Origin of the sequence: Pseudomonas sp. G1002 (genome assembly GCF_013385455.1) — a bacterium.
GTDB lineage: Bacteria > Pseudomonadota > Gammaproteobacteria > Pseudomonadales > Pseudomonadaceae > Aquipseudomonas.
On record NZ_JACAPY010000029.1, the window covers coordinates 59,905 to 83,729 of the forward strand.

The window sequence follows — 23,825 nt, forward strand, 5'->3', positions numbered from 1 at the left end:
GCTGAAGACCGGTTATCGGGTCAACGCAGTCCTCTACCCGGGGCACAGGTCAATCCTTAAAAGGAGATTGGCCTATGAACATGCGCATCGTTGCCCGCTTGATCAACTTGCCCGAAGACCGTGGCGTTCGTGTTGAAACCGCCGCCCATCACATCCTGCTGGTGCGTTCGGGTAGCGAGGTTCGTGCCTATCAGGCGGATTGCCCCCACGCCGGGGCGCCCCTGGAGCAAGGCGTGGTCTGTGACGGGAGGATCATTTGCCCGTGGCACAAGGCGGCCTTCCGGGTGGATGACGGCCAGGTCTGCGAGCCGCCCGCGCTGGTGCAGCTCAAGCAGTACCCGGTGGAGATTCACGACGGCGTGGTCAGTGTGGGCGACGAGGCACTGCCCTCGCCCGTTGCCCCGCACACCAACGATTCGCGCTGCTTTATCGTGATTGGCGCCGGTGCAGCCGGTTCGGCGGCCGTGGCCACGCTGCGCCGCAAGGGTTTCAGCGGCCGGTTGTTGTGGATCGACCAAGAACAGGACCCCGCCTACGACCGCACCGCCCTGAGCAAATTCGTTATCTGCGGCGAGATGCCGCCGCAGGAAACACCGCCCTTGCTGGACGAGGCCACCTGCCACGCGTCGCGGATCCACGGCGAAGTGCGCCATCTCGACCCTCAAGCCAAGCGCCTCGAGCTTGCGGACGGTCGCCATTTCGACTACGACGCCGCACTGCTGGCCACCGGCGGCGAAGCCAGGCCGCTGGATATTCCGGGCACCGTACTCAACAACGTGTTCGTGTTGCGCTCCCGGGACGATGCGGCGCGTATCGTCAAGGCGGCTCAACCGGGCTCGTGCGCAGTGATCATCGGCGACAGTTTTATCGGCCTGGAAGCCGCGTCCGCGTTACGCAAGCGCGGGCTGACGGTGCAGGTGGTGGGCCGTCACGAGATTCCGCTGGCGGCCCAACTGGGCAAGCGCATCGGTGCCTCACTGCGCCAATTGCATGAAGCCAACGGCGTGATATTCCACACCGCCAGCGAGCCTGCACGCCTGGAAGGCCACATGGACGTGACGACGGTGGTGCTGAAAAACGGCCACAGATTGGCCGCAGACCTGGTACTGATAGGCGTCGGCGTCACGCCTGCCACGGGGTTTGTCGAGGGGCTGGAAAAAGCCGAGGACCAGTCGCTCAAAGCCGATGCCGGTTTGTCTGTCGCGCCCGGACTATGGGCGGCGGGCGATATGGTGACCTTTCCATGGAACGGCCAACCCGTGCGCATCGAACACTGGCGTGTGGCGCAGCAACTCGGGGTGCTGGCGGCGCGCAATATGCTGGGCGCACAACAGGTGTTTGCCGATGTGCCGTTCTTCTGGACGTATCACTTCGGCAAGACCTTTGAACTGCTGGGCCACCCCCGCCACTGGAATCAGCTCCACGTGGAAGGCGACCTGCAGCGCCACGACTTCATCGCCCTGCTCTGCCAGGGCGACGAAGTGGAAGCGGTAGTTGCCTGTGAACATCAGCGGGCCATGGCGCTGCTCTCGCAACGCCTGAAGCACCCGCTGAAGAAGGCCGAGGTGCTGGAGCTGATCCGCGGGCTTTAGTAGCCCAGGGACAACCCGGTATTGCGTCGAGGGTCGTTGGCCCCATAGAAACGGTTATTGCCCACCGGCTTGCCGTCCAGGGACGGCGCGCCTACCAGGATCGCCGCCAGGTGGTTGGCGTCCTGCGGGCCGGCAAACTTGTGGCCCCAGCCTTCGAGGATTTTCTGGGTGTCGGGGCTCAGGGCAAAGCGCTCGATATTGGTCGCCTCAGGCAGCCATTGCTGGTGGAAACGCGGGGCGTCCACGGCTTCCTGGATGTTCATCTTGTAGTCGATCACATTGAGGATAGTCAGCAAGGTGGCCGTGATGATACGGCTGCCACCCGGCGTACCCACCACCATCACCGCCTTGCCATCCTTGGTGACGATGGTCGGGCTCATGGACGACAGCGGCGTCTTGCCCGGAGCAATGGCGTTGGCTTCGCCCTGCACCAGGCCGTACATGTTCGGCACGCCGATCTTGGAGGTGAAGTCGTCCATTTCGTCGTTGAGGATCACCCCGGTCTTGCTCGCCATCACGCCCGCGCCGAACCAGTCGTTGAGGGTGTAGGTCACCGAGACCGCGTTGCCCCACTTGTCGACGATGGAGTAGTGGGTGGTGTTATTGCCTTCGTGGGGCGAAACGCCCGGCTTGATGTCCTGGGAGATCCCGGCTTTCTGCGGGTCGATGGCAGCGCGCAGTTTGGCGGCGTAATCCTTGTCCAGCAGGTGCTCGACCGGGTTCTGCACGAAGTCCGGGTCGCCGAGGTAGCTGTTGCGGTCGACGTATGCGTGGCGCATGGCTTCGATCTGGTAGTGCAGGCCCTGGGCCGAGTGATAGCCGAGGTCGGCCATCGGGTAGCCTTCGAGGATGTTCATGATTTCGCAGATGACCACCCCGCCCGAGCTCGGTGGTGGCGCGGACACCACGTGGTAGCCACGGTAGTCACACTCGATGGGCGCCAGTTCGCGGGTCTTGTATTTGTCCAGGTCGGCCTGGGTGATGATGCCTTTGCCCGATTGGCTGGAATCCACAATCGCCTTGGCTACCCAGCCTTTGTAGAAGCCATCGGTGCCCTTGGCGGAGATTTCCCGCAGGGTTTTCGCCAGGTCTTTCTGCACCAGCTTCTGGCCCACCAGCATCGGCTCGCCGCCGTGCAGGAAGATGCCGCGCAGGTCTTTGTCTTTCTTGAATTCGTCGGTGGCGGTGTGCAGCAGGTCGACATCGCCCTGCTCCAGGGCAAAACCGTCTTCGGCCAGCTTGATCGCCGGGGCGATGACCTGGGCGCGCTTGAGGGTGCCGTATTTGCTCAGCGCCAGTTCCATGCCCGACACAGTGCCGGGAACGCCGACCGCCAGGTGGCCCTTGGAGCTGAGGTCCGGGACCACGTTGCCGTCCTTGTCCAGGTACATGTCGGCGGTCGCGGCCAGCGGGGCTTTTTCGCGGAAGTCGAGGAAGGTCTTGCGGCCGTCGGCCAGTTGCACGGTCATGAACCCACCGCCGCCGAGGTTGCCGGCTGCCGGGTACACCACGGCCAGGGCGTAGCCCACCGCCACCGCCGCATCCACGGCGTTGCCGCCGGCCTTGAGCACATCCACGCCCACATGGGTCGCCAGATGCTGGGCGGTGACCACCATGCCATTTTCGCCAGCCACCGGGGCCTGGGAGGCCGCCTGCACGCCGCTGACAGTCAGCACCAGCGCGGTGGCAATCAAAGTTCGGGTAAACGGTTGGTATTTCATCCCTGGCTACTCTGTTTATTAGAAGAACTCGAAAGTAATACTTTTCCGATCCAAGCCCCAGCGTTATGCCGCGTTTGTGACAGACCCTGTCGGTAACGGAATAATGCCCATGCTATATTCCGGGCCTTTACGCCGCGCAGCAGAGGCTTTTCGATGGTGATCAAGAAGACCGGTATCCGCGCCCAGCAAGCCGACCAGACCCGCGCGCGGATTCTCCAGGCGGCGGTCAAGGTCTTCACCCGCGACGGCTATTCCGGCGGGCGTGTGGAAAGCATTTCCCGCGAGGCCGACTCCAACGACCGCATGCTGTATTACTACTTCGGCAGCAAGGAGCACCTGTTTGTGTGTGTGCTGGAGCACACCTATGAACAGTTCAACAAGGCCGAAAGCAAGCTCAAGCTCGACCTGACTGCACCGGTGCAAGCGTTGCAGGCGCTGGTGGGGTTTATCTGGAATTACTACGTCAAGCATCCCGAGTTTGTGGCGATCCTGAGCATCGAGAACCTGCACCAGGGCAAGCATGCGAAGCAGTCGGGTGAACTGCGGCGGTTGTCCGGGGAGGCGGTTGGGGTGTTGCGGCCGATCATTGAGGCGGGCCAGGCCCAGGGGCTGTTTCGTGAAGATGTGGACATCAAGCATGTGTACTTGATGATTGCTTCGTTGTGCTACTTCTATAACTCCAACCAGCACACGCTGAGTTCGTTTTTGGGGGAGGATTTGGCGGATAAGACCCAGCAGCGGGATTGGCTGGGGTTTATCAGTGATCTGGTGTTGCGCGGGGTATGCGTGACACCGCCCATCCAACGGTAGAACCTGGATCTAAATGTGGGAGCGGGCTTGCTCGCGAATGCGGTGTATCAGTCAATATACTTGGCGACTGACGAACCGCTTTCGCGAGCAAGCCCGCTCCCACATTTTTTGACCGTGTGAATCAATGGGTACCGGGATTGGCTCGCAGGTGTGCCACGGTTTGCTCCAGGCCTTCCCACTGCGGTGCATGGGGTGCGAAGCGCCCGCGCAGGTAGGCGGCCAACTCCGCCACTTGGGTGTTCGACAAACTGTCCTTGAACGCCGGCATGTAACCCAGATCCTTGGTCGCCGGAGTGCTGATCCCTTGCAAAATCACCTTGATCAGGTTGTCCGGTTGATCGCTGTGCACATTGGTATTGGTCGCCAGTGATGGGCTGACGCCGAACAGCTTCGGGCCCTGCCCGTCGGCATGGCAGGCCTTGCATGAACCTTCGAATACCCGTCGCCCATTGGCATTGGGTACCGTCGCAGCTGCCACCACCTGCGCTTCGGCGGCGCCGCTGTCGTTCAGCGAAGCCAGGTATACCGCCATCGCGCGGATGTCGGTCTTGGGCAGTTTCGCCAGTTCAGTCACGACCGGTCCCATCGGCCCCGTTGCCACGCCATGGGCATCGGAATAACCAGTGCTCAGGTAGCTGAACAATTGGTCTTCGGTCCACGGCGTCGGCGCCTTGGACAAGCCATTCAAGGCCGGCGCTTCCCAACCGTCCACCCTGCCGCCCGCGAGGAACGCCTTGCCGCCCTTCTCCGCCCCCATCAGGTTGCGCGGCGAATGGCACGCCGCGCAGTGCCCCAAACCGTTGACCAGGTAAGCGCCACGATTCCATTGCTCGCTGCGCTGGGGCTGCACGCTGATTTCCCCACGGCGCAGGAACAGCGCATTCCAGCCGGCCATCAACGGCCGGATATTGAACGGAAACTTCATCGCATTCGGCACCGGTGCCTGGCTCACCGGCGCCTGGGACATCAGGTAGGCATACAGTGCCTGCATGTCGGCATCGTTGATATTGCGAAACGCCGTATAGGGAAACGCCGGGTACAGGTTGCGCCCGTCGCGGCCAATGCCGTCGCGCATCGCCCGCTCGAACGCCGGGTAGGACCAGTTGCCAATCCCGGTTTTCTCATCCGGGGTGATGTTGCTGCTGTAAAGGGTGCCGAACGGCGTATGCATCGCCAGCCCGCCGGCATTGGTGGCACCGCCCGGTGCCGTGTGGCACACCGCGCAATCCCCCACGGCAGCCAGCAAGCGCCCGCGCTCCAGGGTGGCCTTGGACCAGGTGCCTGCACTGGGCGGTGCAATCGGGGCAATTTCGCTGTGAAACGGCCACGCGGTAGCAGCCATGCCCAGCACCGCGCCAAAGGCGGCGAACAATGAGCCGAACAACCATTTGCGGCGCTTTTCCGGGGACTTCGCCGGCTCGCCCAGGGTGCCTGCATTCAGCGCCGCCAATACCCGCTCGGGGGTAATCGGCAGCTCGCGAAAACGGATGCCGGTGGCGTCATAGATCGCATTGGCAATCGCCGCCGCGCTGGGCACCGAGGCCGACTCACCGGCGCCCATCGGGGGCTGGTCCTGGCGCGGCATCATCAGTACGTCGATCTGCGGCACTTCCGGGAAGGTCAGGATCGGATAACCGCCCCACTCCTTGCTCGCCACGGTCGACTCTTCAAAGGTCACGCGTTCCTTGAGCACACGGCTGGTGGACTGGATCACATTGCCGTGGATCTGATGCTGCACCCCTGCGGGGTTGATCATCATCCCCGAGTCATGCCCGATCACCACCCGCGTCACCGAGACATCGCCGGTCTGCTTGTCGATGGCCACGTCCGCGACCCACGCCGCCCACGCCGCACCGAAGCCGGGGAACTTGCTGTGGATGTAACGCGCGTAGGCAAAGCCCCGACCACGCAGCAGGTGGTCCTCATTCGCGGTTTGCATCGGCGCGGTACGCGGTGCCCAGTTGGCGCGTTCGGCGGTGGATTTCACCAGGTCGATGGCGCGCTCGTCCTTCAGGTAACGCAGGCGGTACTCCACCGGGTCGACCCCGGCGGCAAACGCCAGTTCGTCGATATAGGATTCATGAGCGAAGGTGTTGGGCAACGCCGACACACCGCGCATCCACGAGGCGCGAACGATCGGCGCCATGTCGTTGATGGTGACGCGCATGTTCGCGATGTCGTAGGGCGGGATCGAGGTGCGGTCGCCCATCTCGAACATCGCGGCCACCGGCTCGACCCGGCCGGTCAACAGCAGCGCCAGGGTGGGCGCGCCGTTGGACGGGTAGCTGGTTTCAAAGTCATAGGCGGCGATGCTGCCGTCGGCGTTCAGGCCGCCGTCGACATCCATCAATTGCGCGGTGCCCTTGGGCTCCCACAGGTGCTCCTGTTCGCGGGTCAGTTGCACCCGCACCGGCTTGCCCACCGCACGCGACAGCAGCAAGGCGTCGGCGCATACATCATCGGCGCAGTTGCGGCCGTAGCAGCCGGCGGCCTCCATGCGAATCACGTCGATGGACGCTTCCGGGCATTCCAGCAACCAGGCCAGGTCGGCCCGCAGCAGGTGCGGGTTCTGGCTGCCCGACCAGATGCGGCTGCCACCGGGCTGATAATCCGCCACGCCACAGGACGGGCCGATGGAGCCGTGCATCTGGTATGGCCACAGGTAGGTGCGCGGCATGCGCTGGCTGGCGGCGGCCAGGGCTGCGTCGACGTTGCCCTGGTCGAGCACGGTGCGGCGTACCCGCGGGTTGTCGCGGATTGCCTGCTCCACATCGCTCATGTCCGGCAGTGGGTGGTTCCAGGGTTTCCAGTGCACCTGCAGTTCCTGGGCGGCCTTGATTGCCTGCTCTTCGCGCACGGCCACCACGCCGACAAAATCACGGATCACCACCACCGCAACAATGCCCGGGATATGGGCGATGGAAGACTCGTCGACCTTCAGCAGGCTGTTGCCGACAAAGTCACCGCAATCCAGGCCCGCATACGGTGGGCGGATCACCCGACCGTGGAGCATGTCCGGCACGCGCATGTCGTGCACGTACGTCAGTTCGCCGGTGGCCTTGCCCGGGATATCCACCCGGGCTGCGCCCTTGCCCACCAGGCGGTAATCAGCGGTGGCCTTGAGCGGTGCATCGCCGCTGATGCGCAGTTGGTCATGCTCGCCCGTCACCAGTTCGCCATAAGTGATGGTGCGCCCGTCTTCGCCGCGGATAACGCCTGCGTCGACCTTGAGACTTTGAGCATTTACGGACCAGCGTTGCGCCGCCCGCGCCAGCAGGAAACGCCGGGCTTCGGCGGCGGCATTGCGCAGCGGAATCGCGGAGATCTGCAAGGTTGCGCTGGCAATGGTCGCGCCCTGGTTCGGCGCACGCTCGGTGTCGCCCAGCACCATGCGCACCTGGTCCATGGTCAGGTCCAGTTCTTCAGCGACGATCTGCGCCAGGGAGGTGCGAATGCCGGTGCCCAGGTCCACGTGCCCGTTGAAGGCGTACACCAGCCCGTCATCGTTCACTGCGATAAACAGCCCCAGCTCCTTGGGCTTGACCGTCGGTGTGCCGCCTTTGGCCACCGGCCCCGAAGGTGGCAGCACATCGTCGACGATCAGCAGGACGCCGGCCTTGGCCAGCCATTGGTCGCGGGAAGGGATTGCGTCAGTCATGGTCATCGATCCACGTTCAAGGCGTTTGGCGGGCGGCACGCAGCACCGCGCGGAGGATTTCGATATGGGTGCCACAGCGGCAGAGGTTGCCAGACAGTTCGCTGCGCACCTCGGCTTCGCTGGGGTTGGGATTGCGGTCGAGCAAGGCCTTGGCGGTCATGATCATGCCGTTGAGGCAGTAGCCGCACTGGGCGGCCTGTTCATCGATGAAGGCCTGCTGCACCGGGTGCGGGGTCTGGCGGGTGCCGAGGCCTTCGAGGGTGACGATGTTGCGGCCCACGGCACCCGACAGGGGGAAGACGCAGGAGCGTGCAGCCACGCCGTCGATGATCACCGTGCAGGCGCCGCACTCCCCCAGGCCGCAGCCGTATTTGGGGCCGTTGAGTTGCAGGTCATTGCGCAGGATCAACAACAGCGGGGTGTCGGCCATTGCGCTGACTTCGCTGGTGTGGCCGTTGACCTCAAGCGTTACCGTGATGTTCTGGCTGGTCATTCGCTTCGCCCGTTGGATTTGGTGAAGTGTCCACTACATCAAACAGTCAAAAAAAAGCGTCGCGTACCTGGGGTCTCGCGACACACTTGACGGGTGAAGTGGTTACTACATCAACGTAGAGCAAAAACGGTGCCAGAAGATGGATGAATAGCTGTGGCGAGGGAGCTTGCTCCCGCTGGGTTGCGAAGCGACCCCAAAAGATGGGCCTGCTGCGCAGTCCGGCGGGAGCAAGCTTCCTCACCACAGGGGATCGGGGTCAGGTTTGGGGGTCTTCGATCATTTTGCGTAGCAGGAAGAGTACGGCGACGCGTTCGGCGGGGTTGAGGTTGCTCAGGGTCAGTTCGGTGATGGTGGCGGCGCAGGGCACGGTTTGCTGCACAAGGGCGGCGCCGGAGTCGGATAGGTTGACCACGACTTTGCGTTTGTCCTGCGGGTCGGGTTCGAGGGTGATCAGTTCGCGGGCCTTGAGGCGTTCGACGATGCCACGGATGGTCGCCTGGTCGACGGCGGTGGCCTTGACCAGTTCGGTGAGCGAACTTGCACCGTGATCGCGCAGGGCGCACAGAGTGACGAACTGCACGGCGGTGAGCTGGGAGTCGCCGACGTTCTGCTGGAAGATTGCCAGGTGACGCTGGTAGGCCTTGCGCAGCAGGTGGCCGACTTGCTCGGAGAAAACGTAGGAATCAGGCACGGCGGGCTCGGGAAGGCGGTGGTCGATGGGGTGGCATGATGGCGGGGTTGTGGAAATGACTCAAGGATCTCATTGCCGGAACGCGGTTGAAATGTGGGAGCGGGCTTGCTCGCGAATGCGGTGTGTCAGGTGGCGCATGTGTGACTGACGTACCGCATTCGCGAGCAAGCCCGCTCCCACATTGGATGTTTAGTGGGCCAGGGAGGCCTTGGGGGCTACGACGTCGCCGGCGATGACTACGGCCTCATCATCGAGGTAGACGTCGCAATTGCGCAGCGGGATGTCCATGTGGCACGGCGTCTTGCGGGTGCCGCCGACTTCGGTGTTCGGGCCGGTGGAGAACAGGAAGTTGCCGTAGAACGCGCGGGCGTCCATGCACATGCCGTCGTTCTTGTCGTGCAGGCCCATGGCCGTCCATTGCGCCCGTGGCTGCAGGCCCCAGCCGATGTGGGAGATGCCATATACCTCGGGGTCGTTGAAGTATTTCATGTAGTCGCGCAGGTATTCGGCCTCGAAACCACCGTGGATTCTGGTGATGAAGCCCTTCTCGATCTCCAGGGTGATTTTCTCCCGGGTGTAGGTCTTGAACGGCAGCAGGATGTCGCCGATATCCAGCACCAGCACGCCCTCTGCAGTTTCCTCATTGGGCCAGGAGAACAGGAAGCCGCTCGGCCAGTGGTCCCAGCGCCCCGGTTCGTCGGCAAAGCCGTATTCGGTGACGGACGGGTATTGCCCCAGCGCCGCCCGGAAATCACTGCCGGCGCGGGATTTGACGTGGATCGAGCGGGCTTTTTTCAGCAGTTCTTCAGCGGCCAGCACGCGCACTTTGTCCTCTTCGGTCGGCAGCATGCGCGCCAGCACTTCCGGGGGTTCAACCGCCAGCAGGATGCGCGTGCCGGTCTTGAGGATCTGCTCCTGCTCCGGCGAGTGCAACAGCATCATGGTGTCGACGATCAGGTCGGCCGCTTCCAGCGCCCGCTGCGCCGCGATATTGCCGGTCAGGGCAGTGTCGCCACAGTAGGCGGTCATGTCATTGCCCATCGCCCGGGGATGGTTGAACGACGGCAACTCCACCGCATACACCTTGGCCCCCAGGCGCTGCGCAGCGTCCATCGCGGCGCGCACGGTGCGCGGGTCGGAGTAATGGCTCTTGAGCACGGCGACGCTCTGGGTCGGGTCGACCTTCGAGAGCTTCAACACATGCTCAAACATCTGGGTCAGTTCGCAATCACTTACCGGCATTTCCTGTCTCCTCAGCTGCTGCACCAAGATCTTGCAGGGCGCTTCACTCTAGTGCGTTTTTATAGCGTATACGCCAATTAATCACGATAAGAACTGATTTCATCATGGACTGCAAGCACCACGCCAAAACGTTACGAATCCACACAAACCCAGTGATATATGGAGATAACCGGTTACAGGGGATCGAAATGGCCAAAAAAACAATTTTTCAGGCGTGGGCTTTTCATTTGAAAAAATGAGCGTATACACTTTAAAAACCTTGCGGACAGACCCCGCCGGCCATTATTCGAAAAAGAGGACCACGCCCCATGGGAAGCACACAAAAAATCGCAATCGTCGGCGCCGGCCTTGGCGGTGCCGCCGCTGCCACCCTGCTGCAACAGGCAGGGTTCGACGTGGACATCTACGAGCAGGCGCCGGAGTTTTCCCGCCTGGGTGCCGGGATCCACATGGGCCCCAACATCATGAAAATCTTCCGCCGCATGGGCATCGAAAAACAGCTGGACCTGATGGGGTCGCACCCCGAGCACTGGTTCAGCCGCGATGGTGAAACCGGCGACTACCTGTCACGCATTCCCCTGACTGGCTACGGCGCGTCCTACATCACCGTGCACCGCGGCGATCTGCACGCGCTGCAGATGTCCACCCTCAAGCCCGGCACCCTGCACTTCAACAAGCGCCTGGAAACCCTTGAAGAAACCGATACCCAGGTGCGCCTGACTTTCGCCGACGGCGAGGTAACCTACGCCGACATCGTAATCGGTGCCGACGGCATCAACTCGCGCATTCGTGAAGAGCTGCTGGGTGCCGAAAAACCGCTGTACAGCGGCTGGGTCGCGCACCGTGCGCTGATCCGTGGCGACCAGTTGGCCAAGTACGACCTGAAGTTCGAAGACTGCATCAAGTGGTGGACCGAGGACCGGCACATGATGGTCTACTACACCACCGGCAAGCGCGACGAGTACTACTACGTCACCGGCGTGCCGCACCCGGAATGGGACTTCCAGGGCGCCTTCGTCGACAGCAGCCGGGAGGAGATGTTCGACGCCTTCAAGGGCTACCACCCGACCGTCCAGGCCCTGATCGAATCCACCGAAAGCGTGACCAAATGGCCGTTGCGCAACCGCAACCCGCTGCCGTTGTGGAGCCGTGGTCGCCTGGTATTGCTGGGCGATGCCTGCCACCCGATGAAACCCCATATGGCCCAGGGCGCCGGCATGGCCATCGAAGACGCCGCGATGCTGACGCGCTGCCTGCAGGAAACCGGGATCGGCGACTACCGCACCGCGTTCGAGCTGTATGAAGCCAACCGCAAGGAACGCGCGTCCCGGGTGCAGGCCGTGTCCAACGCCAACACCTGGCTGCGCACCCAGGAAGATCCGGACTGGGTCTACGGCTATGACCTCTACGCCCAGCAACTGAAATCGGGGGTGGCGGCGTGAGCAGCTTTCTCTATGGCGGCAATGTCCAGGCCAACGGTATCCGCCAGCATTACCTGCGTTACGGCGGCAAGGGCCCGGCACTGATCCTGATTCCCGGCATCACCAGCCCGGCGATTACGTGGGGTTTTGTCGCGGAACGCCTGGGTTTGCACTTCGACACCTACGTGCTGGACGTACGCGGTCGCGGCCTGTCGTCCACCGGACCGGAACTGGACTACAGCGCCGACACCTGCGCCGATGACATTGGCGCGTTTGCCGACGCCCTGAAGCTCGACAGCTATCACCTGGTCGGCCACTCCATGGGCGCGCGGTTTGCCGTACGCAGTGCGGTGCGCCATCCACAAGGTGTCAACCGCATGGTGTTGATCGACCCGCCGATGTCCGGCCCGGGTCGCCGCGAATACCCAAGCAAACTGCCGTGGTACGTCGATTCGATTCGTCAATCCCAGGTCGGCATGGATGCGGAGGCGATGCGCGCCTTCTGCGCCACCTGGACCGACGAACAACTGCAACTGCGCGCCGAATGGCTGCACACCTGCTACGAGCCGGCGATCGTGCGTGCGTTCAATGACTTCCATACCGTCGATTTCCATCAGGACCTGCCTCACCTGGAGGCTCCTGCCCTGCTGATTGTTGCCGGACGCGGCGGTGTAATTCAGGCCGAAGATGTCGCGGAAGTCCGACAGTTACAGCCGACCCTACAGGTCGCCCATGTGCCAAATGCAGGACACATGATCCCCTGGGACGACCTTGAAGGCTTTTTCGCTGCCTTCGGCGACTTCCTCGGCCAGCCCCTGACTGCATAACGGAGACCATCATGCTCAAGCCTTATCGCATCGGCCAGATCGTGCCGAGCTCCAACACCACCATGGAAACCGAGATCCCGGCGATGCTTAACGCGCGCCAGGCGATCCGCCCGGAACGTTTCACCTTTCACTCCAGCCGCATGCGCATGAAGCAAGTGCGCAAGGAAGAACTGGCGGCCATGGACGGTGAGTCCGACCGTTGCGCCATCGAACTGTCCGACGCCAAGGTCGACGTGCTGGGCTACGCCTGCCTGGTAGCGATCATGGCCATGGGGCTGGGTTACCACCGCAAGTCCGAGCAACGCCTGCGCAAGGCCACCGCCGACAACGACGCCAACGCCCCGGTGATCACCAGTGCCGGCGCCCTGATCGAAGGCCTTAAAGTCATGGGCGCCAAACGCATCGCCATTGTCGCGCCGTACATGAAACCGCTGACCGAACTGGTGGTGAACTACATCCGCGAAGAAGGCTTTGAAGTGGTGGACTGGCGCGCCCTGGAAATCCCCGACAACCTTGCAGTGGCCCGCCACGACCCGGCCAACCTGCCGGCGATTGTTGCCGGGATGAACCTGGAAGGTGTCGACGTAATCGTGCTGTCGGCCTGCGTACAAATGCAGTCGCTGCCCGTGGTCGCGAAGGTCGAAGCCCAGACCGGCCTGCCGGTACTCACCGCCGCCATCGCCACCACCTACGCCATGCTCAAGGCCCTGGACCTGGAACCCATCGTCCCCGGCGCCGGCGCCCTCCTGTCGGGAGCCTACTAAAAACGCTTTTGTGGCGAGGGAGCTTGCTCCCGCTGGGGTGCGAAGCGCCCCCAAAAAAACAGGCCTGCTACGCAGCCCAACGGGAGCAAGCTCCCTCGCCACAGGGTATGTGCACTGTCCATTACCGAGGACTGAAAGATGAGCGAACAATCCGCCGACGCCAACTACCAGGGCGTCTGGGGTAACCGAATCGGCTTCGGCAAAAAATCCGCCCTGCTGATGATCGACTTCATGCAAGGCTATACCACCGAAGGCGCGCCACTGTTTGCCCCCGAAGTGCGCATCGCCGTGGCCGAAAGCGTCGAGCTGCTGGCCTGCGCCAGGCGTCACGGGATCAGCGTGGTGCACACCAATATCCGTTACCATCCGGGCCATTTCGCCGACGGCGGTATCTGGGTAAAAAAGGCTCCGGTGATGAAAGACATGGTCGAGGGTAACCCCCTCGCCGCCTTCTGCACCGAAGTGCTGCCCCTGGCCAATGAAGTGGTCATCACCAAACAATACGCCAGCGCGTTTTTCGGCAGCAGCCTGGCCCCGATGCTGCACGCCCAGGGCATCGACACCGTGGTGCTCGCCGGCTGTTCCACCAGCGGCTGCATCCGGGCCACCGCAGTGGATGCGGTGCAACACGGGTTTCGTACCATCGTCGTGCGCGAATGCGTCGGCGACCGCCACCCGGCGCCCCATGAAGCCAACTTGTTCGATATCGACAGCAAGTACGGCGACGTGGTGAGCAAGCAGGAGGCGATGAGCAAGTTCAAGGAGCAATAACGCGTCAACAGGAACCACGACAAAGAGCGTGGTCCGGAAAAAACTGAGCGCCCACGCTGGAATGCAGTCGAATGTGGGAGCAAGCCCGCTCCCACACTTGATCACCTCCAACAGGGCCACCTCAGTCTTCTGTCACTGCCTTTGGAAGTCGCTTTCACAGCACTCCGAAGTGCTGAAAAAGCGGCCGTATAAAAACCATAAGTCACCGCCAGGAGACACCCCAATGCCCATTGCGAATGCAGCGCCCGCGACTACGGTCGCCGATCCGGTCCACACGCTCTACCACAAGATCACCTGGAAGCTGATTCCGTTCCTGTGTTTCTGCTACCTCGCGGCCTACCTGGACCGCATCAATATCGGCTTCGCCAAACTGCAGATGCTCGACCAACTGCACTTCAGCGAAACCGCGTTCGGCCTCGGTGCCGGGCTGTTCTTTGTCGGCTATATCATCTTCGAAGTCCCCAGCAACCTGATCCTGGAAAAGGTCGGGGCGAAGATCTGGATCGCCCGCATCATGATCACCTGGGGCCTGCTTTCGGCCTGCACCATGCTGGTCACCTCCACCACCCAGTTCTACATCCTGCGGTTCCTGCTGGGTGCGGCCGAAGCCGGGTTTCTGCCGGGCGTGCTGTATTACCTGACCACCTGGTTTCCCACCCATCGCCGGGGGCGGATCATCGCCCTGTTCATGATCGGCCTGCCGCTGTCCAGCGTGATCGGCGGCCCGTTGTCGGGCTGGATCATGGGCCACTTCGACAACATGGCCGGCCTGCGCGGCTGGCAGTGGCTGTTCCTGATCGAAGCAGTGCCCAGCGTGCTGCTCGGTGTGTGGACCTTCTGGGCGCTGCCCAATACCTATCAGCAAGCCAAGTGGCTGTCGCCGGAAGAAAAAAACCTGCTGGAAAGCGAACTGCGCAAGGACGACGCCGACGGTGCCGGCAGCAAACACAGCTTCCGCGACGGCTTCTTCAACCTCAAGGTGTGGATGCTCGGCGGTATCGACTTCTCGATCCTGCTCAGTGCCTATGCCATGGGGTTCTGGATGCCCACATTCATCCGCAACGCCGGGATTACCGACACCTTCCACATCGGCATCCTCACGGCCCTGCCCAGCGTAGCGGCACTCTTGGGCATGCTGCTGATCGGCGCCAGCTCCGACAAACACCGCGAACGCCGCTGGCACATCATCGTGCCGTTCTTCATCGGCGCGGCGGCGATGGCTACCAGCACGTTCTTCACCCATAACGTGGTCGCCACCGTGGCGCTGTTTGCGATTGCCTCGGCGGCGATCATCGGTGCGGTGCCGGTGTTTTTCAGCCTGCCGGCGACCTTCCTGAAAGGCACCGCAGCGGCCACCGGCTTTGCCCTGGCCTGCTCGCTGGCGAACATCGCGGGCCTGGTGAGCAACTCGTTGATGGGCGTGGCGATTGACGTCACCGGCAGCAGCGCAGGGGCCTTGTGGTTTTTTGCCGGCTGCCTGATTCTCAGCAGCTTCCTGGTGATCGCCTTGCCGGCGAAGCTGGTAAACCGTTAACAACAACAATTTTTCGGGTGAGTCTCCATGCAAGGTTTCATCAAGCGCTGTGCCCTGCTTGTCGCCGTGGGCCTGTGTGCCGGTACGGCGCAGGCCGCAGAAAAGGTCATCTTCGACACCGACTTCAACGTGCTCAACGATGACGGCCAGGCCTTTATCATGCTCGCCCAGCTGCACGGGCAAAAACGCATCGACCTGCTGGGCATGACTCTGGTCAGCGGCAACGCCTGGGTCGACCAGGAACAGGTCGACGCCCTCAAGGCGGTGGAACGCATGGGTGTGGAGAAGGAAGTCGGCGTGTATTCCGGCGCCGCCTACCCGCTGCTGCATGACTACGCCACCTATGAGGCGGAAAAAGCCCTGTTCGGTTCCGGCTGGCCGGGTGCGTTCAAGAACCCGCGGCCAACCAGTGCCTCACAACTGGTCGCGCCACCGGACGGTCTGGCGACCCACACCAGGCTGCGCAAGGAAACCGCCGCCCAGTTCATCGTCGACAGCGTACGGGCCAACCCCCACGAGGTAACGATCCTGGCGGTCGGCCCACTGACCAACATTGCCCTGGCGATTCGCTCGGCCCCGGACATCGTGCCGCTGATCAAGCGCATCGTGTACATGGGCGGCGCGCTGGAGATTCCGGGCAACACCACGCCGGCGGCGGAGTTCAACTGGTGGTTCGACCCGGAGGCCGCGAAGATCGTGTTGCGCTCGCCCATCGAACACGTGATTTTTCCCAACGATGTCTGTGAGAAAGTCACCTTCGACAAGTCGGTGTATGAGCGGGTGATCGCACACAAAGGCCCGATTGCCGACCTGTACAAGCACGAGTTCGGGCCACTGTTCGCCAAGGACCCGGCTTACCACAGCTTCACCTGGGACAGCCTGCCGGCACTGTTTCTCGTGAACCCCGGGATCGTCACCGAATCCCGCGAGCTGTGGGTGGACGTGGATGCCACCTTCGGCGCCGACTATGGCCGGGCACTGGGCTACAAGAAAGGCGCGCCGGTCGGCACGCAAAAGGCCAAGGTGGTCTTCGCGGTGGACCAGAAGCAGTTCTGGGACGGTTATGTAGGGTTGGTGACGCTGCCGACGCCGGTCAACATCTTCCGCTGAGTGCGCCGGAACTTGAGGGGCTGTGGTTTAATTGCGCGCCTTTGCCCAGCCCTTCAAGGAATCCGTTGTCGATGAATCAGCCCGCCACCAAAGTCCTGGTCATTGGCTACGTCTGGCCAGAGCCTCGCTCCTCGGCGGCCAGCGGGCACATGATGCAGATTCTGGAGAGTTTCCTGGCCCAAGGCTGGGACATCACCTTCAGCAGCCCGGCGGTCACCGGCGAACACAAGGCCGACCTGCCCGCCCTGGGCATTCGCGAATGCGCGATCGAGTTGAATAACAGCAGTTTCGACGCGTTTATCCAGCAATTGGCTCCGGATATCGTGCTGTTCGACCGTTTCATGATGGAAGAACAGTTCGGCTGGCGCGTGGAAAAATCCTGCCCGAATGCTCTTCGGGTGCTGGAAGCATCCGACCTGCAAAGCCTGCGGGACGCCCGCCACCAGCGCCTCAAGGATTTCCTGAAGGCGCACCCCGAAGCTGATGACTTCGACGCGCTGTTCAGCCGGGACCTGGCCGCCGAATTCGATGACATGGCCGACACCGACCTGGCCAAGCGCGAGATCGCCGCGATCTACCGCTGCGACATCAGCCTGATGATCTCCGACGTGGAAATCCAGTTGCTGACCGAACACTTCAAGGTGCCCGCTGCCCTGCTCCACTGGTGCCCGTTGATGCTGGCGCCGCCCACCGAAGCCTTTGCCCCCTTTGAGGACCGTGCCCACTTCCTGAGCATCGGCAATTTCCGCCATGCGCCGAACTGGGATGCGGTGTTGTGGATGAAGAACAGTGTGTGGCCGCTGATCCGCCAGCAATTGCCCGGCGCTCAACTTCACGTGTACGGCGCCTATACGCCACCCAAGGCCACCGCCCTGCACAACCCGGCCCAGGGCTTCCACGTGATGAATTGGGCCGAGGATGCATTGCAGGTCATGAGCGCTGCGCGTATCTGCCTGGCGCCACTGCGCTTTGGTGCCGGGATCAAGGGCAAGCTGGCCGACGCGATGCTCTGCGGCACACCCAGCGTTACCACACCGATTGGCGCCGAAGCCATGGGCGAACCGTGGCCCGGCGTGGTCGAACACAGCGCCATTGCACTGGCGGCTGCGGCGGTTGCGTTGTATCAAGACCCGCCACGCTGGACCCAGGCCCAGGAAGATGGCCGGCAGTTACTGGCCCGCCGTTACGCCCACGACCTCCACGGCCCGGCCCTGGTGGAGCGCCTGGAGCAGTGCCGCCGCCAGTTGGCCGAGCACCGTCGGAACAATTTCACCGGCAGCATGCTGCGCCACCACCTGCACAAAAGTACCCAGTACATGGCGCAGTGGATCGAGGCGAAAAACCGTACGCTGTAGACACAGACGCTGGCGAGGTGGCGCGCAAGGGGGCATTATCCTTTTCGCAACCACAATAAAGCGACTGCAGCATGACCCGAGCAGCGAGAATCACCGATCCTTCCTACGAGCTGATGGACGATCACAACGGTCTGTCCATCATCTATCGCCAACACGGCTTCCCGTGCCCGTTGGTGCGCTGGCATTTCCACAAGGAATACGAGCTGCACCTGATCGTTGCCAGCTCCGGCAAGGTGTTTATCGGCGACTACATCGGCAACTTCTACCCGGAAAGCCTGTTCCTCACCGGCCCCAACCTGCCCCACAACTGGATCAGCCAGGTGGCCGAGGACGAAGTGGTGCCCAAGCGCGACATGCTGGTGAACTTCACCGACGAGCTGTTCGACGGCGGCAGCCATGTCTTTGCCGAGCTCAAGACCCTGGCGCCACTGCTGGAACGGGCGCAATACGGCATCGAATTTCGCTGCAAGAAAACCATCGCCCAGGCCATGACCCTGATGCAGCGCATCGAGGACGCACAAGGCATGGCGCGCCTGGGGCACTTCTTCATCCTGATGGAAGTGCTGAGTGCCTGCGAGGACTACCAACTGCTCTCCGGCGTGACCACGCCGCAACTGGCGGATGAACACAGCATCGACCGCACCAACCGCGCGGTGGACTACATTTTTGCCCACTACGCGCGGGAGCTGTCCCTGGAAGAGGTGGCCGAATACCTCGGCATGAAACCCACCTATTTCTCCCGCGTATTCAAACAAGCCACCGGCCGCACCTTCATCGAATTCGTCAACCGCCTGCGCATCAGCAAGTCCTGCGAGCTGCTGGCCGATGGTGACAAAGCCGTGACCGATGTGTGCTTCGAGTCAGGCTTCAACAACATCTCCAATTTCAACCGGCGGTTCCAGCAGCTCAAGGGCATGACCCCCTCGCACTACCGGCGCCTGGCGGTGCAGCGGTTAACCGAGCAGAACCTCGCCTGAAAACGCGCGTTCCTGTGGGAACCCGCTTGTGTGGGAGCGGGCTTGCTCGCGAATGCAGTGTGTCAGGCAGCGCAAATGTCGGCTGATTCACCGCCTTCGCGAGCAAGCCCGCTCCCACATTTGCATCGCGCTCACGCAGGAAGCCGATCGCTCCCAGCGAATCGTTTCAGCAATTTTCCGATGCAGTGCAAAAAAGTATCAGTAAAAGTGCTCTCAAGGATTTGTCAGCACGTCAATTGAAGGCTGTAATCAACGCACACTCTTCCAGCTGTCGTGGAAGACACAACAACAATAACTGTCCTTCTGCAGCCCCTGGGCGCAGAAATGGAGTGCGCGATGAAGTTCACAGCCAAAGCTCTGCTTGCCTGCACCTGCATGACCCTCAGCGCCGTCAGTCTTGGCGCGCAAACCCTGACCATTGCCACCGTCAACAACAGCGACATGATCCGCATGCAAAAGCTCTCGAAAACCTTCGAGACCGAGCATCCGGAGATCAAGCTGAACTGGGTGGTACTCGAAGAAAACGTCCTGCGCCAACGCCTCACCACCGACATCGCCACCCAGGGCGGACAGTTCGACGTGTTGACCATCGGCATGTACGAAGCTGCACTCTGGGGCGCCAAAGGCTGGCTGGAACCGATGAAGGACCTGCCTGCTTCCTACGACCTGGACGACGTTTTCCCTTCCGTGCGTGACGGCCTTTCCGTCAAGGGCTCGCTGTACGCCCTGCCGTTCTACGCCGAAAGCTCCATCACCTACTACCGCACCGACCTGTTCAAGGACGCCGGGCTGACCATGCCCGAGCACCCGACCTGGACCCAGATCGGCGAATTCGCCGCCAAACTCACCAACAAGGACAAGGAACAGTACGGCCTGTGCCTGCGCGGCAAAGCCGGTTGGGGCGAGAACATGGCGCTGATCACCACCCTGGCCAACGGCTACGGTGCACGCTGGTTCGATGAGAAGTGGCAACCGGAATTCAACGGGCCAGAGTGGAAAGACGCACTGAACTTCTACGTCGACAACATGAAGAAATCCGGCCCGCCGGGCGCTTCCAGCAACGGTTTCAACGAAAACCTGGCGCTGTTCAACAGCGGCAAGTGTGCGATCTGGGTCGACGCCAGCGTCGCCGGCTCGTTCGTGACCGACAAGACCCAAAGCAAAGTGGCTGACCACGTCGGCTTCACCTTTGCCCCGCACGAGAAGACCGACAAAGGTACTTCGTGGCTGTACTCCTGGTCCCTGGGGATTCCAACCAGTTCCAAAGCCAAGGACGCTGCCAAGGTGTTCACCACCTGGGCCACTTCCAAGGAATACAGCCAGTTGGTCGCCAAGACCGACGGGATTGCCAACGTACCGCCAGGTACCCGCAAATCGACCTACAGCGACGAATACATGAAGGCCGCGCCGTTTGCCAAGGTGACGCTGGAATCGCTGAAAGTCGCCGACCCGAAAGACCCGTCGGCCAAGCCGGTGCCGTATGTGGGCATCCAGCTGGTGACCATTCCTGAATTCCAGGCGATTGGTACCCAGGTCGGCAAGTTCTTCTCCAGCGCACTGACCGGTGGCTCCACTGCCGAAAAAGCCCTGGCGGATGCACAGACCTTCACCGAACGCGAAATGAAGCGGGCCGGTTATCCCAAGTAAAGCGGTCTCACCACACTGAATGTGGGAACCCGCTTTATGTAGGAGCCGGGCTTGCCCGCGATGCAGACAACTCGGTCTGTCAGTTTCACCGAGGCGCTCTCATCGCAGGCAAGCCAGCTCCCACATTTGACCGCACTCCGACCCGCATTCCGCATGTACCTGACTGGTCCTGATCACCATGAATACCACCACTGCCCAAGTGCAAACCGCTACGCCGGACAAGCCGCGTAAAAGCCGCCTGATCAACCCCGGCTGGTTCCTCGTCAGCCCCTCGGTGGCCTTGTTGCTGCTGTGGATGATCGTGCCGCTGGGCATGACCCTGTACTTCTCGCTGATTCGCTACAACCTGCTCTACCCCGGCGAAAACCAATTCGTGGGCCTGGAGAACTTCACCTACTTCATCACCGACTCGGGCTTCCTGCCCGGCGCCACCAACACCCTGTTGCTGGTGGGCAGCGTGTTGCTGATCAGCGTGGTGTTTGGCGTATTGATCAGCGCCCTGCTGGAAGCCAGCGAGTTCTTCGGTCGCGGCCTGGTGCGGGTGTTGCTGATTTCACCGTTCTTCATCATGCCCACCGTCGGTGCGCTGATCTGGAAGAACCTGATTTTCCATCCGGTGTCGGGGATCCTCGCCTACGTGTGGAAGCTGTTCGGCGCCCAGCCGGTGGACTGGCTGGCCCATTACCCGTTGCTGTCGATCATTATCATCGTGTCCTGGCAGTGGCTGCCCTTCGCGATCCTGCTGCTGATGACCGCCATGCAGTCCCTCGACCAGGAACAGAAGGAAGCCGCCCGCCTCGACGGTGCCGGCGCCATCGCGATCTTCTGGCACCTGACCCTGCCGCACCTGGCACGTCCGATTGCCGTGGTGGTGATGATCGAAACGATCTTCCTGCTCTCGGTGTTCGCCGAAATCTTCACCACCACCAACGGTGGCCCCGGCTACGCCTCGACCAACCTCGCCTACCTGATCTACAACCAGGCGCTGGTGCAGTTCGACGTGGGCATGGCCTCGGCCGGCGGCTTGATTGCCGTGGTCATCGCCAATATCGCGGCGATCATCCTGGTGCGGATGATCGGCAAAAACCTGACTGACAAGCCTTGAGGGCCGCGCCATGACGCTTCAACAATCCCGCCGCCTGCAAAGCGTGTTGCTCGGCACCCTGGCCTGGGCCATCGCGATCCTGATTTTCTTCCCGATCTTCTGGATGGTGCTGACCAGCTTCAAGACCGAAATCGACGCGTTCGCCACGCCGCCGCAGTTCATCTTCACGCCGACGCTGGAGAACTACCTGCACATCAACGAGCGCAGCAACTACTTCAGCTACGCCTGGAACTCGGTACTGATTTCCTTCAGCGCCACCGCCCTGTGCCTGCTGATCTCGGTACCGGCCGCCTACTCCATGGCGTTCTACGAGACCAAGCGCACCAAGGGCACACTGCTGTGGATGCTCTCCACCAAGATGCTGCCGCCGGTGGGCGTACTGATGCCGATCTACCTGCTGGCCAAGAGCTTCGGCCTGCTGGATACACGCATTGCGCTGATCATCATCTACACCCTGATCAACCTGCCGATCGTGGTCTGGATGGTTTACACCTACTTCAAGGACATCCCCAAGGACATCCTCGAGGCCGCCCGCCTGGACGGCGCCACCCTGTGGCAGGAAATGGTCCGGGTGCTGCTGCCGATCGCCAAGGGCGGCCTGGCCTCCACGGTGCTGCTGTCGCTGATCCTGTGCTGGAACGAGGCGTTCTGGTCGCTGAACCTGACCTCGTCCAACGCCGCGCCGCTCACTGCATTGATCGCCTCCTACTCCAGCCCCGAAGGCTTGTTCTGGGCCAAATTGTCTGCCGTGTCGACCCTGGCCTGTGCGCCGATCCTGATCTTTGGCTGGATCAGCCAGAAACAGCTGGTCCGCGGTCTGTCCTTCGGCGCCGTGAAATAACGGCCAAACCACACCTCTGTAGGAGCCGGCTTGCCGGCGATGGCGATCTCAAGGTCGCCGCAAGGCTCAAGGGCCTCATCGCCGGCAAGCCGGCTCCTACAGCTGACGTGTTTGGCTCTAGCGAATAACAACAAGCGGAGGCCCATCATGGCCAACCTGAAAATCAAGAATCTGCAAAAAGGCTTCGAAGGCTTCTCCATCATCAAGGGCATCGACCTTGAGGTGAACGACAAGGAATTCGTGGTGTTCGTCGGCCCGTCGGGCTGCGGCAAATCCACCCTGCTGCGCTTGATTGCCGGCCTTGAAGAAGTCACCGAAGGCACCATCGAGCTGGATGGCCGCGACATCACCGAGGTCACCCCGGCCAAGCGCGACCTGGCGATGGTGTTCCAGACCTACGCCCTGTACCCACACATGAGCGTGCGCAAGAACATGTCGTTTGCCCTGGACCTGGCCGGCGTCGACAAGAAGATTGTCGAGAGCAAGGTCAACGAAGCAGCACGTATCCTGGAGCTGGGCCCTTTGCTTGAGCGCAAGCCAAAGCAGTTGTCCGGCGGCCAGCGCCAGCGTGTCGCCATTGGCCGTGCGATTGTGCGTAACCCGAAGATCTTCCTGTTCGACGAACCCCTGTCCAACCTCGATGCCGCCCTGCGGGTGCAGATGCGCCTGGAGCTGTCGCGCCTGCATAAAGAGCTGCAAGCCACGATGATCTACGTGACCCACGACCAGGTCGAAGCCATGACCCTGGCCGACAAGGTTGTCGTACTCAACAGCGGCCGCGTGGAACAGGTGGGCTCGCCGCTGGAGCTGTATCACCAGCCGGCCAACCTGTTTGTGGCGGGCTTTTTGGGCACGCCGAAAATGGGTTTCCTCAAGGGCAAGGTCACTCGCGTTGACCCACAGAGCTGCGAAGTCGAACTGGACGCCGGCGGCCGCATCAGCCTGCCCCTGAGCAGCGCGACCTTGAGCGTCGGCAGCGCCGTGACCCTGGGCATTCGCCCGGAGCACCTGGAAATCGCCGCGCCGGGGCAAGCCACCCTGACCGTCACCGCCGACGTCGGCGAGCGCCTCGGCAGCGACACCTTCTGCCACGTGATTACCGCCAGCAAGGAGCCGTTGACCCTGCGGATCCGTGGCGACATGGCCAGCCAATATGGCGAGACCCTGCAGCTGTACCTGGACCCGACCCAATGCCATCTGTTCGACGCTGAGGGTGTTGCCGTGGCCCGCCCACTGCGCGCCGCCGCCTGATTTCGCGAGAATTTC

19 protein-coding genes are annotated in these 23,825 nt (G+C 62.1%); 14 read left to right on the forward strand and 5 right to left on the reverse strand.

The features are described from left to right. The first annotated feature begins 74 nt into the window (after window positions 1-74). Window positions 75-1,592 carry an FAD-dependent oxidoreductase gene (locus HX801_RS19660; RefSeq protein ID WP_177022549.1) on the forward strand — a complete coding sequence of 506 codons (1,518 nt, stop codon included), beginning with the start codon at window positions 75-77 and terminating at the stop codon, window positions 1,590-1,592. On the opposite strand, the gene ggt is transcribed toward HX801_RS19660, so the two are convergent. Beyond that, on the reverse strand, window positions 1,589-3,313 hold the full coding sequence (gene ggt, locus HX801_RS19665; RefSeq protein ID WP_003215346.1) for a gamma-glutamyltransferase: 1,725 nt from the start codon (window positions 3,311-3,313) through the stop codon (window positions 1,589-1,591). The two genes, HX801_RS19660 and ggt, sit on opposite strands and share 4 nt — an antisense overlap. Window positions 3,314-3,466: 153 nt before the next feature. Here ggt and HX801_RS19670 point away from each other — a divergent pair, with 153 nt between their 5' ends. Next, a complete protein-coding gene (locus HX801_RS19670) occupies window positions 3,467-4,123 on the forward strand; it encodes a TetR/AcrR family transcriptional regulator (protein WP_003215344.1) in 657 nt (218 codons plus the stop codon). Between the two features lie 121 nt (window positions 4,124-4,244). On the opposite strand, the gene HX801_RS19675 is transcribed toward HX801_RS19670, so the two are convergent. The 4 genes from HX801_RS19675 to HX801_RS19690 form a co-directional block, all read right to left on the reverse strand. Continuing rightward, window positions 4,245-7,781 (reverse strand): molybdopterin cofactor-binding domain-containing protein, encoded by a 3,537-nt coding sequence (locus HX801_RS19675; protein WP_177022550.1) that lies wholly within the window; start codon window positions 7,779-7,781, stop codon window positions 4,245-4,247. Between the two features lie 16 nt (window positions 7,782-7,797). Further along, entirely contained in the window at window positions 7,798-8,274 is a 477-nt protein-coding gene (locus HX801_RS19680) for a (2Fe-2S)-binding protein (protein ID WP_008436149.1), read from the reverse strand. 256 nt (window positions 8,275-8,530) lie between these two features. Beyond that, the gene (locus tag HX801_RS19685) at window positions 8,531-8,965 is read right to left on the reverse strand and encodes a MarR family winged helix-turn-helix transcriptional regulator (RefSeq protein WP_003215338.1); all 435 of its coding nucleotides are present in this window, start codon (window positions 8,963-8,965) and stop codon (window positions 8,531-8,533) included. 189 nt (window positions 8,966-9,154) lie between these two features. Continuing rightward, complete coding sequence (locus tag HX801_RS19690; RefSeq protein ID WP_003215335.1) at window positions 9,155-10,207, reverse strand: 2,5-dihydroxypyridine 5,6-dioxygenase; 1,053 nt, start codon at window positions 10,205-10,207, stop codon at window positions 9,155-9,157. Between the two features lie 308 nt (window positions 10,208-10,515). On the opposite strand from HX801_RS19690, the gene HX801_RS19695 reads away from it, so the two are divergent. The 12 genes from HX801_RS19695 to HX801_RS19750 all read left to right on the forward strand — a co-directional run bounded on the left by HX801_RS19695 (window position 10,516) and on the right by HX801_RS19750 (window position 23,810). Then, a complete protein-coding gene (locus HX801_RS19695) occupies window positions 10,516-11,649 on the forward strand; it encodes an FAD-dependent monooxygenase (RefSeq protein ID WP_003215332.1) in 1,134 nt (377 codons plus the stop codon). Next, window positions 11,646-12,455 carry an alpha/beta fold hydrolase gene (locus HX801_RS19700; RefSeq protein ID WP_177022551.1) on the forward strand — a complete coding sequence of 270 codons (810 nt, stop codon included), beginning with the start codon at window positions 11,646-11,648 and terminating at the stop codon, window positions 12,453-12,455. The genes HX801_RS19695 and HX801_RS19700 overlap by 4 nt, the downstream gene beginning before the upstream one ends. Before the next feature lie 11 nt (window positions 12,456-12,466). Continuing rightward, window positions 12,467-13,219 (forward strand): Asp/Glu racemase, encoded by a 753-nt coding sequence (locus HX801_RS19705; protein WP_102606103.1) that lies wholly within the window; start codon window positions 12,467-12,469, stop codon window positions 13,217-13,219. Between the two features lie 138 nt (window positions 13,220-13,357). After that, window positions 13,358-13,990, forward strand: a complete 633-nt coding sequence (locus HX801_RS19710; protein WP_003215327.1) for an N-carbamoylsarcosine amidohydrolase — start codon at window positions 13,358-13,360, stop codon at window positions 13,988-13,990. Window positions 13,991-14,213: 223 nt separating this feature from the next. Then, complete coding sequence (locus HX801_RS19715; protein WP_177022552.1) at window positions 14,214-15,524, forward strand: MFS transporter; 1,311 nt, start codon at window positions 14,214-14,216, stop codon at window positions 15,522-15,524. 27 nt (window positions 15,525-15,551) lie between these two features. Next, window positions 15,552-16,634 carry a nucleoside hydrolase gene (locus HX801_RS19720; protein WP_008436139.1) on the forward strand — a complete coding sequence of 361 codons (1,083 nt, stop codon included), beginning with the start codon at window positions 15,552-15,554 and terminating at the stop codon, window positions 16,632-16,634. Window positions 16,635-16,705: 71 nt separating this feature from the next. After that, the gene (locus tag HX801_RS19725) at window positions 16,706-17,989 is read left to right on the forward strand and encodes a glycosyltransferase (protein ID WP_177019831.1); all 1,284 of its coding nucleotides are present in this window, start codon (window positions 16,706-16,708) and stop codon (window positions 17,987-17,989) included. Between the two features lie 71 nt (window positions 17,990-18,060). Further along, the gene (locus HX801_RS19730; RefSeq protein ID WP_003215319.1) at window positions 18,061-18,966 is read left to right on the forward strand and encodes an AraC family transcriptional regulator; all 906 of its coding nucleotides are present in this window, start codon (window positions 18,061-18,063) and stop codon (window positions 18,964-18,966) included. 336 nt (window positions 18,967-19,302) lie between these two features. Further along, window positions 19,303-20,613: a sugar ABC transporter substrate-binding protein gene (locus HX801_RS19735; RefSeq protein ID WP_003215317.1), complete on the forward strand. Its 1,311-nt coding sequence runs from the start codon at window positions 19,303-19,305 to the stop codon at window positions 20,611-20,613. 178 nt (window positions 20,614-20,791) lie between these two features. Beyond that, window positions 20,792-21,718 (forward strand): carbohydrate ABC transporter permease, encoded by a 927-nt coding sequence (locus HX801_RS19740; RefSeq protein ID WP_003215314.1) that lies wholly within the window; start codon window positions 20,792-20,794, stop codon window positions 21,716-21,718. A 10-nt stretch (window positions 21,719-21,728) separates the two neighbouring features. Then, a complete protein-coding gene (locus tag HX801_RS19745) occupies window positions 21,729-22,559 on the forward strand; it encodes a carbohydrate ABC transporter permease (protein ID WP_003215312.1) in 831 nt (276 codons plus the stop codon). Between the two features lie 147 nt (window positions 22,560-22,706). Continuing rightward, the gene (locus HX801_RS19750) at window positions 22,707-23,810 is read left to right on the forward strand and encodes an ABC transporter ATP-binding protein (protein WP_003215310.1); all 1,104 of its coding nucleotides are present in this window, start codon (window positions 22,707-22,709) and stop codon (window positions 23,808-23,810) included. The last annotated feature ends 15 nt before the right edge of the window (window positions 23,811-23,825 follow it).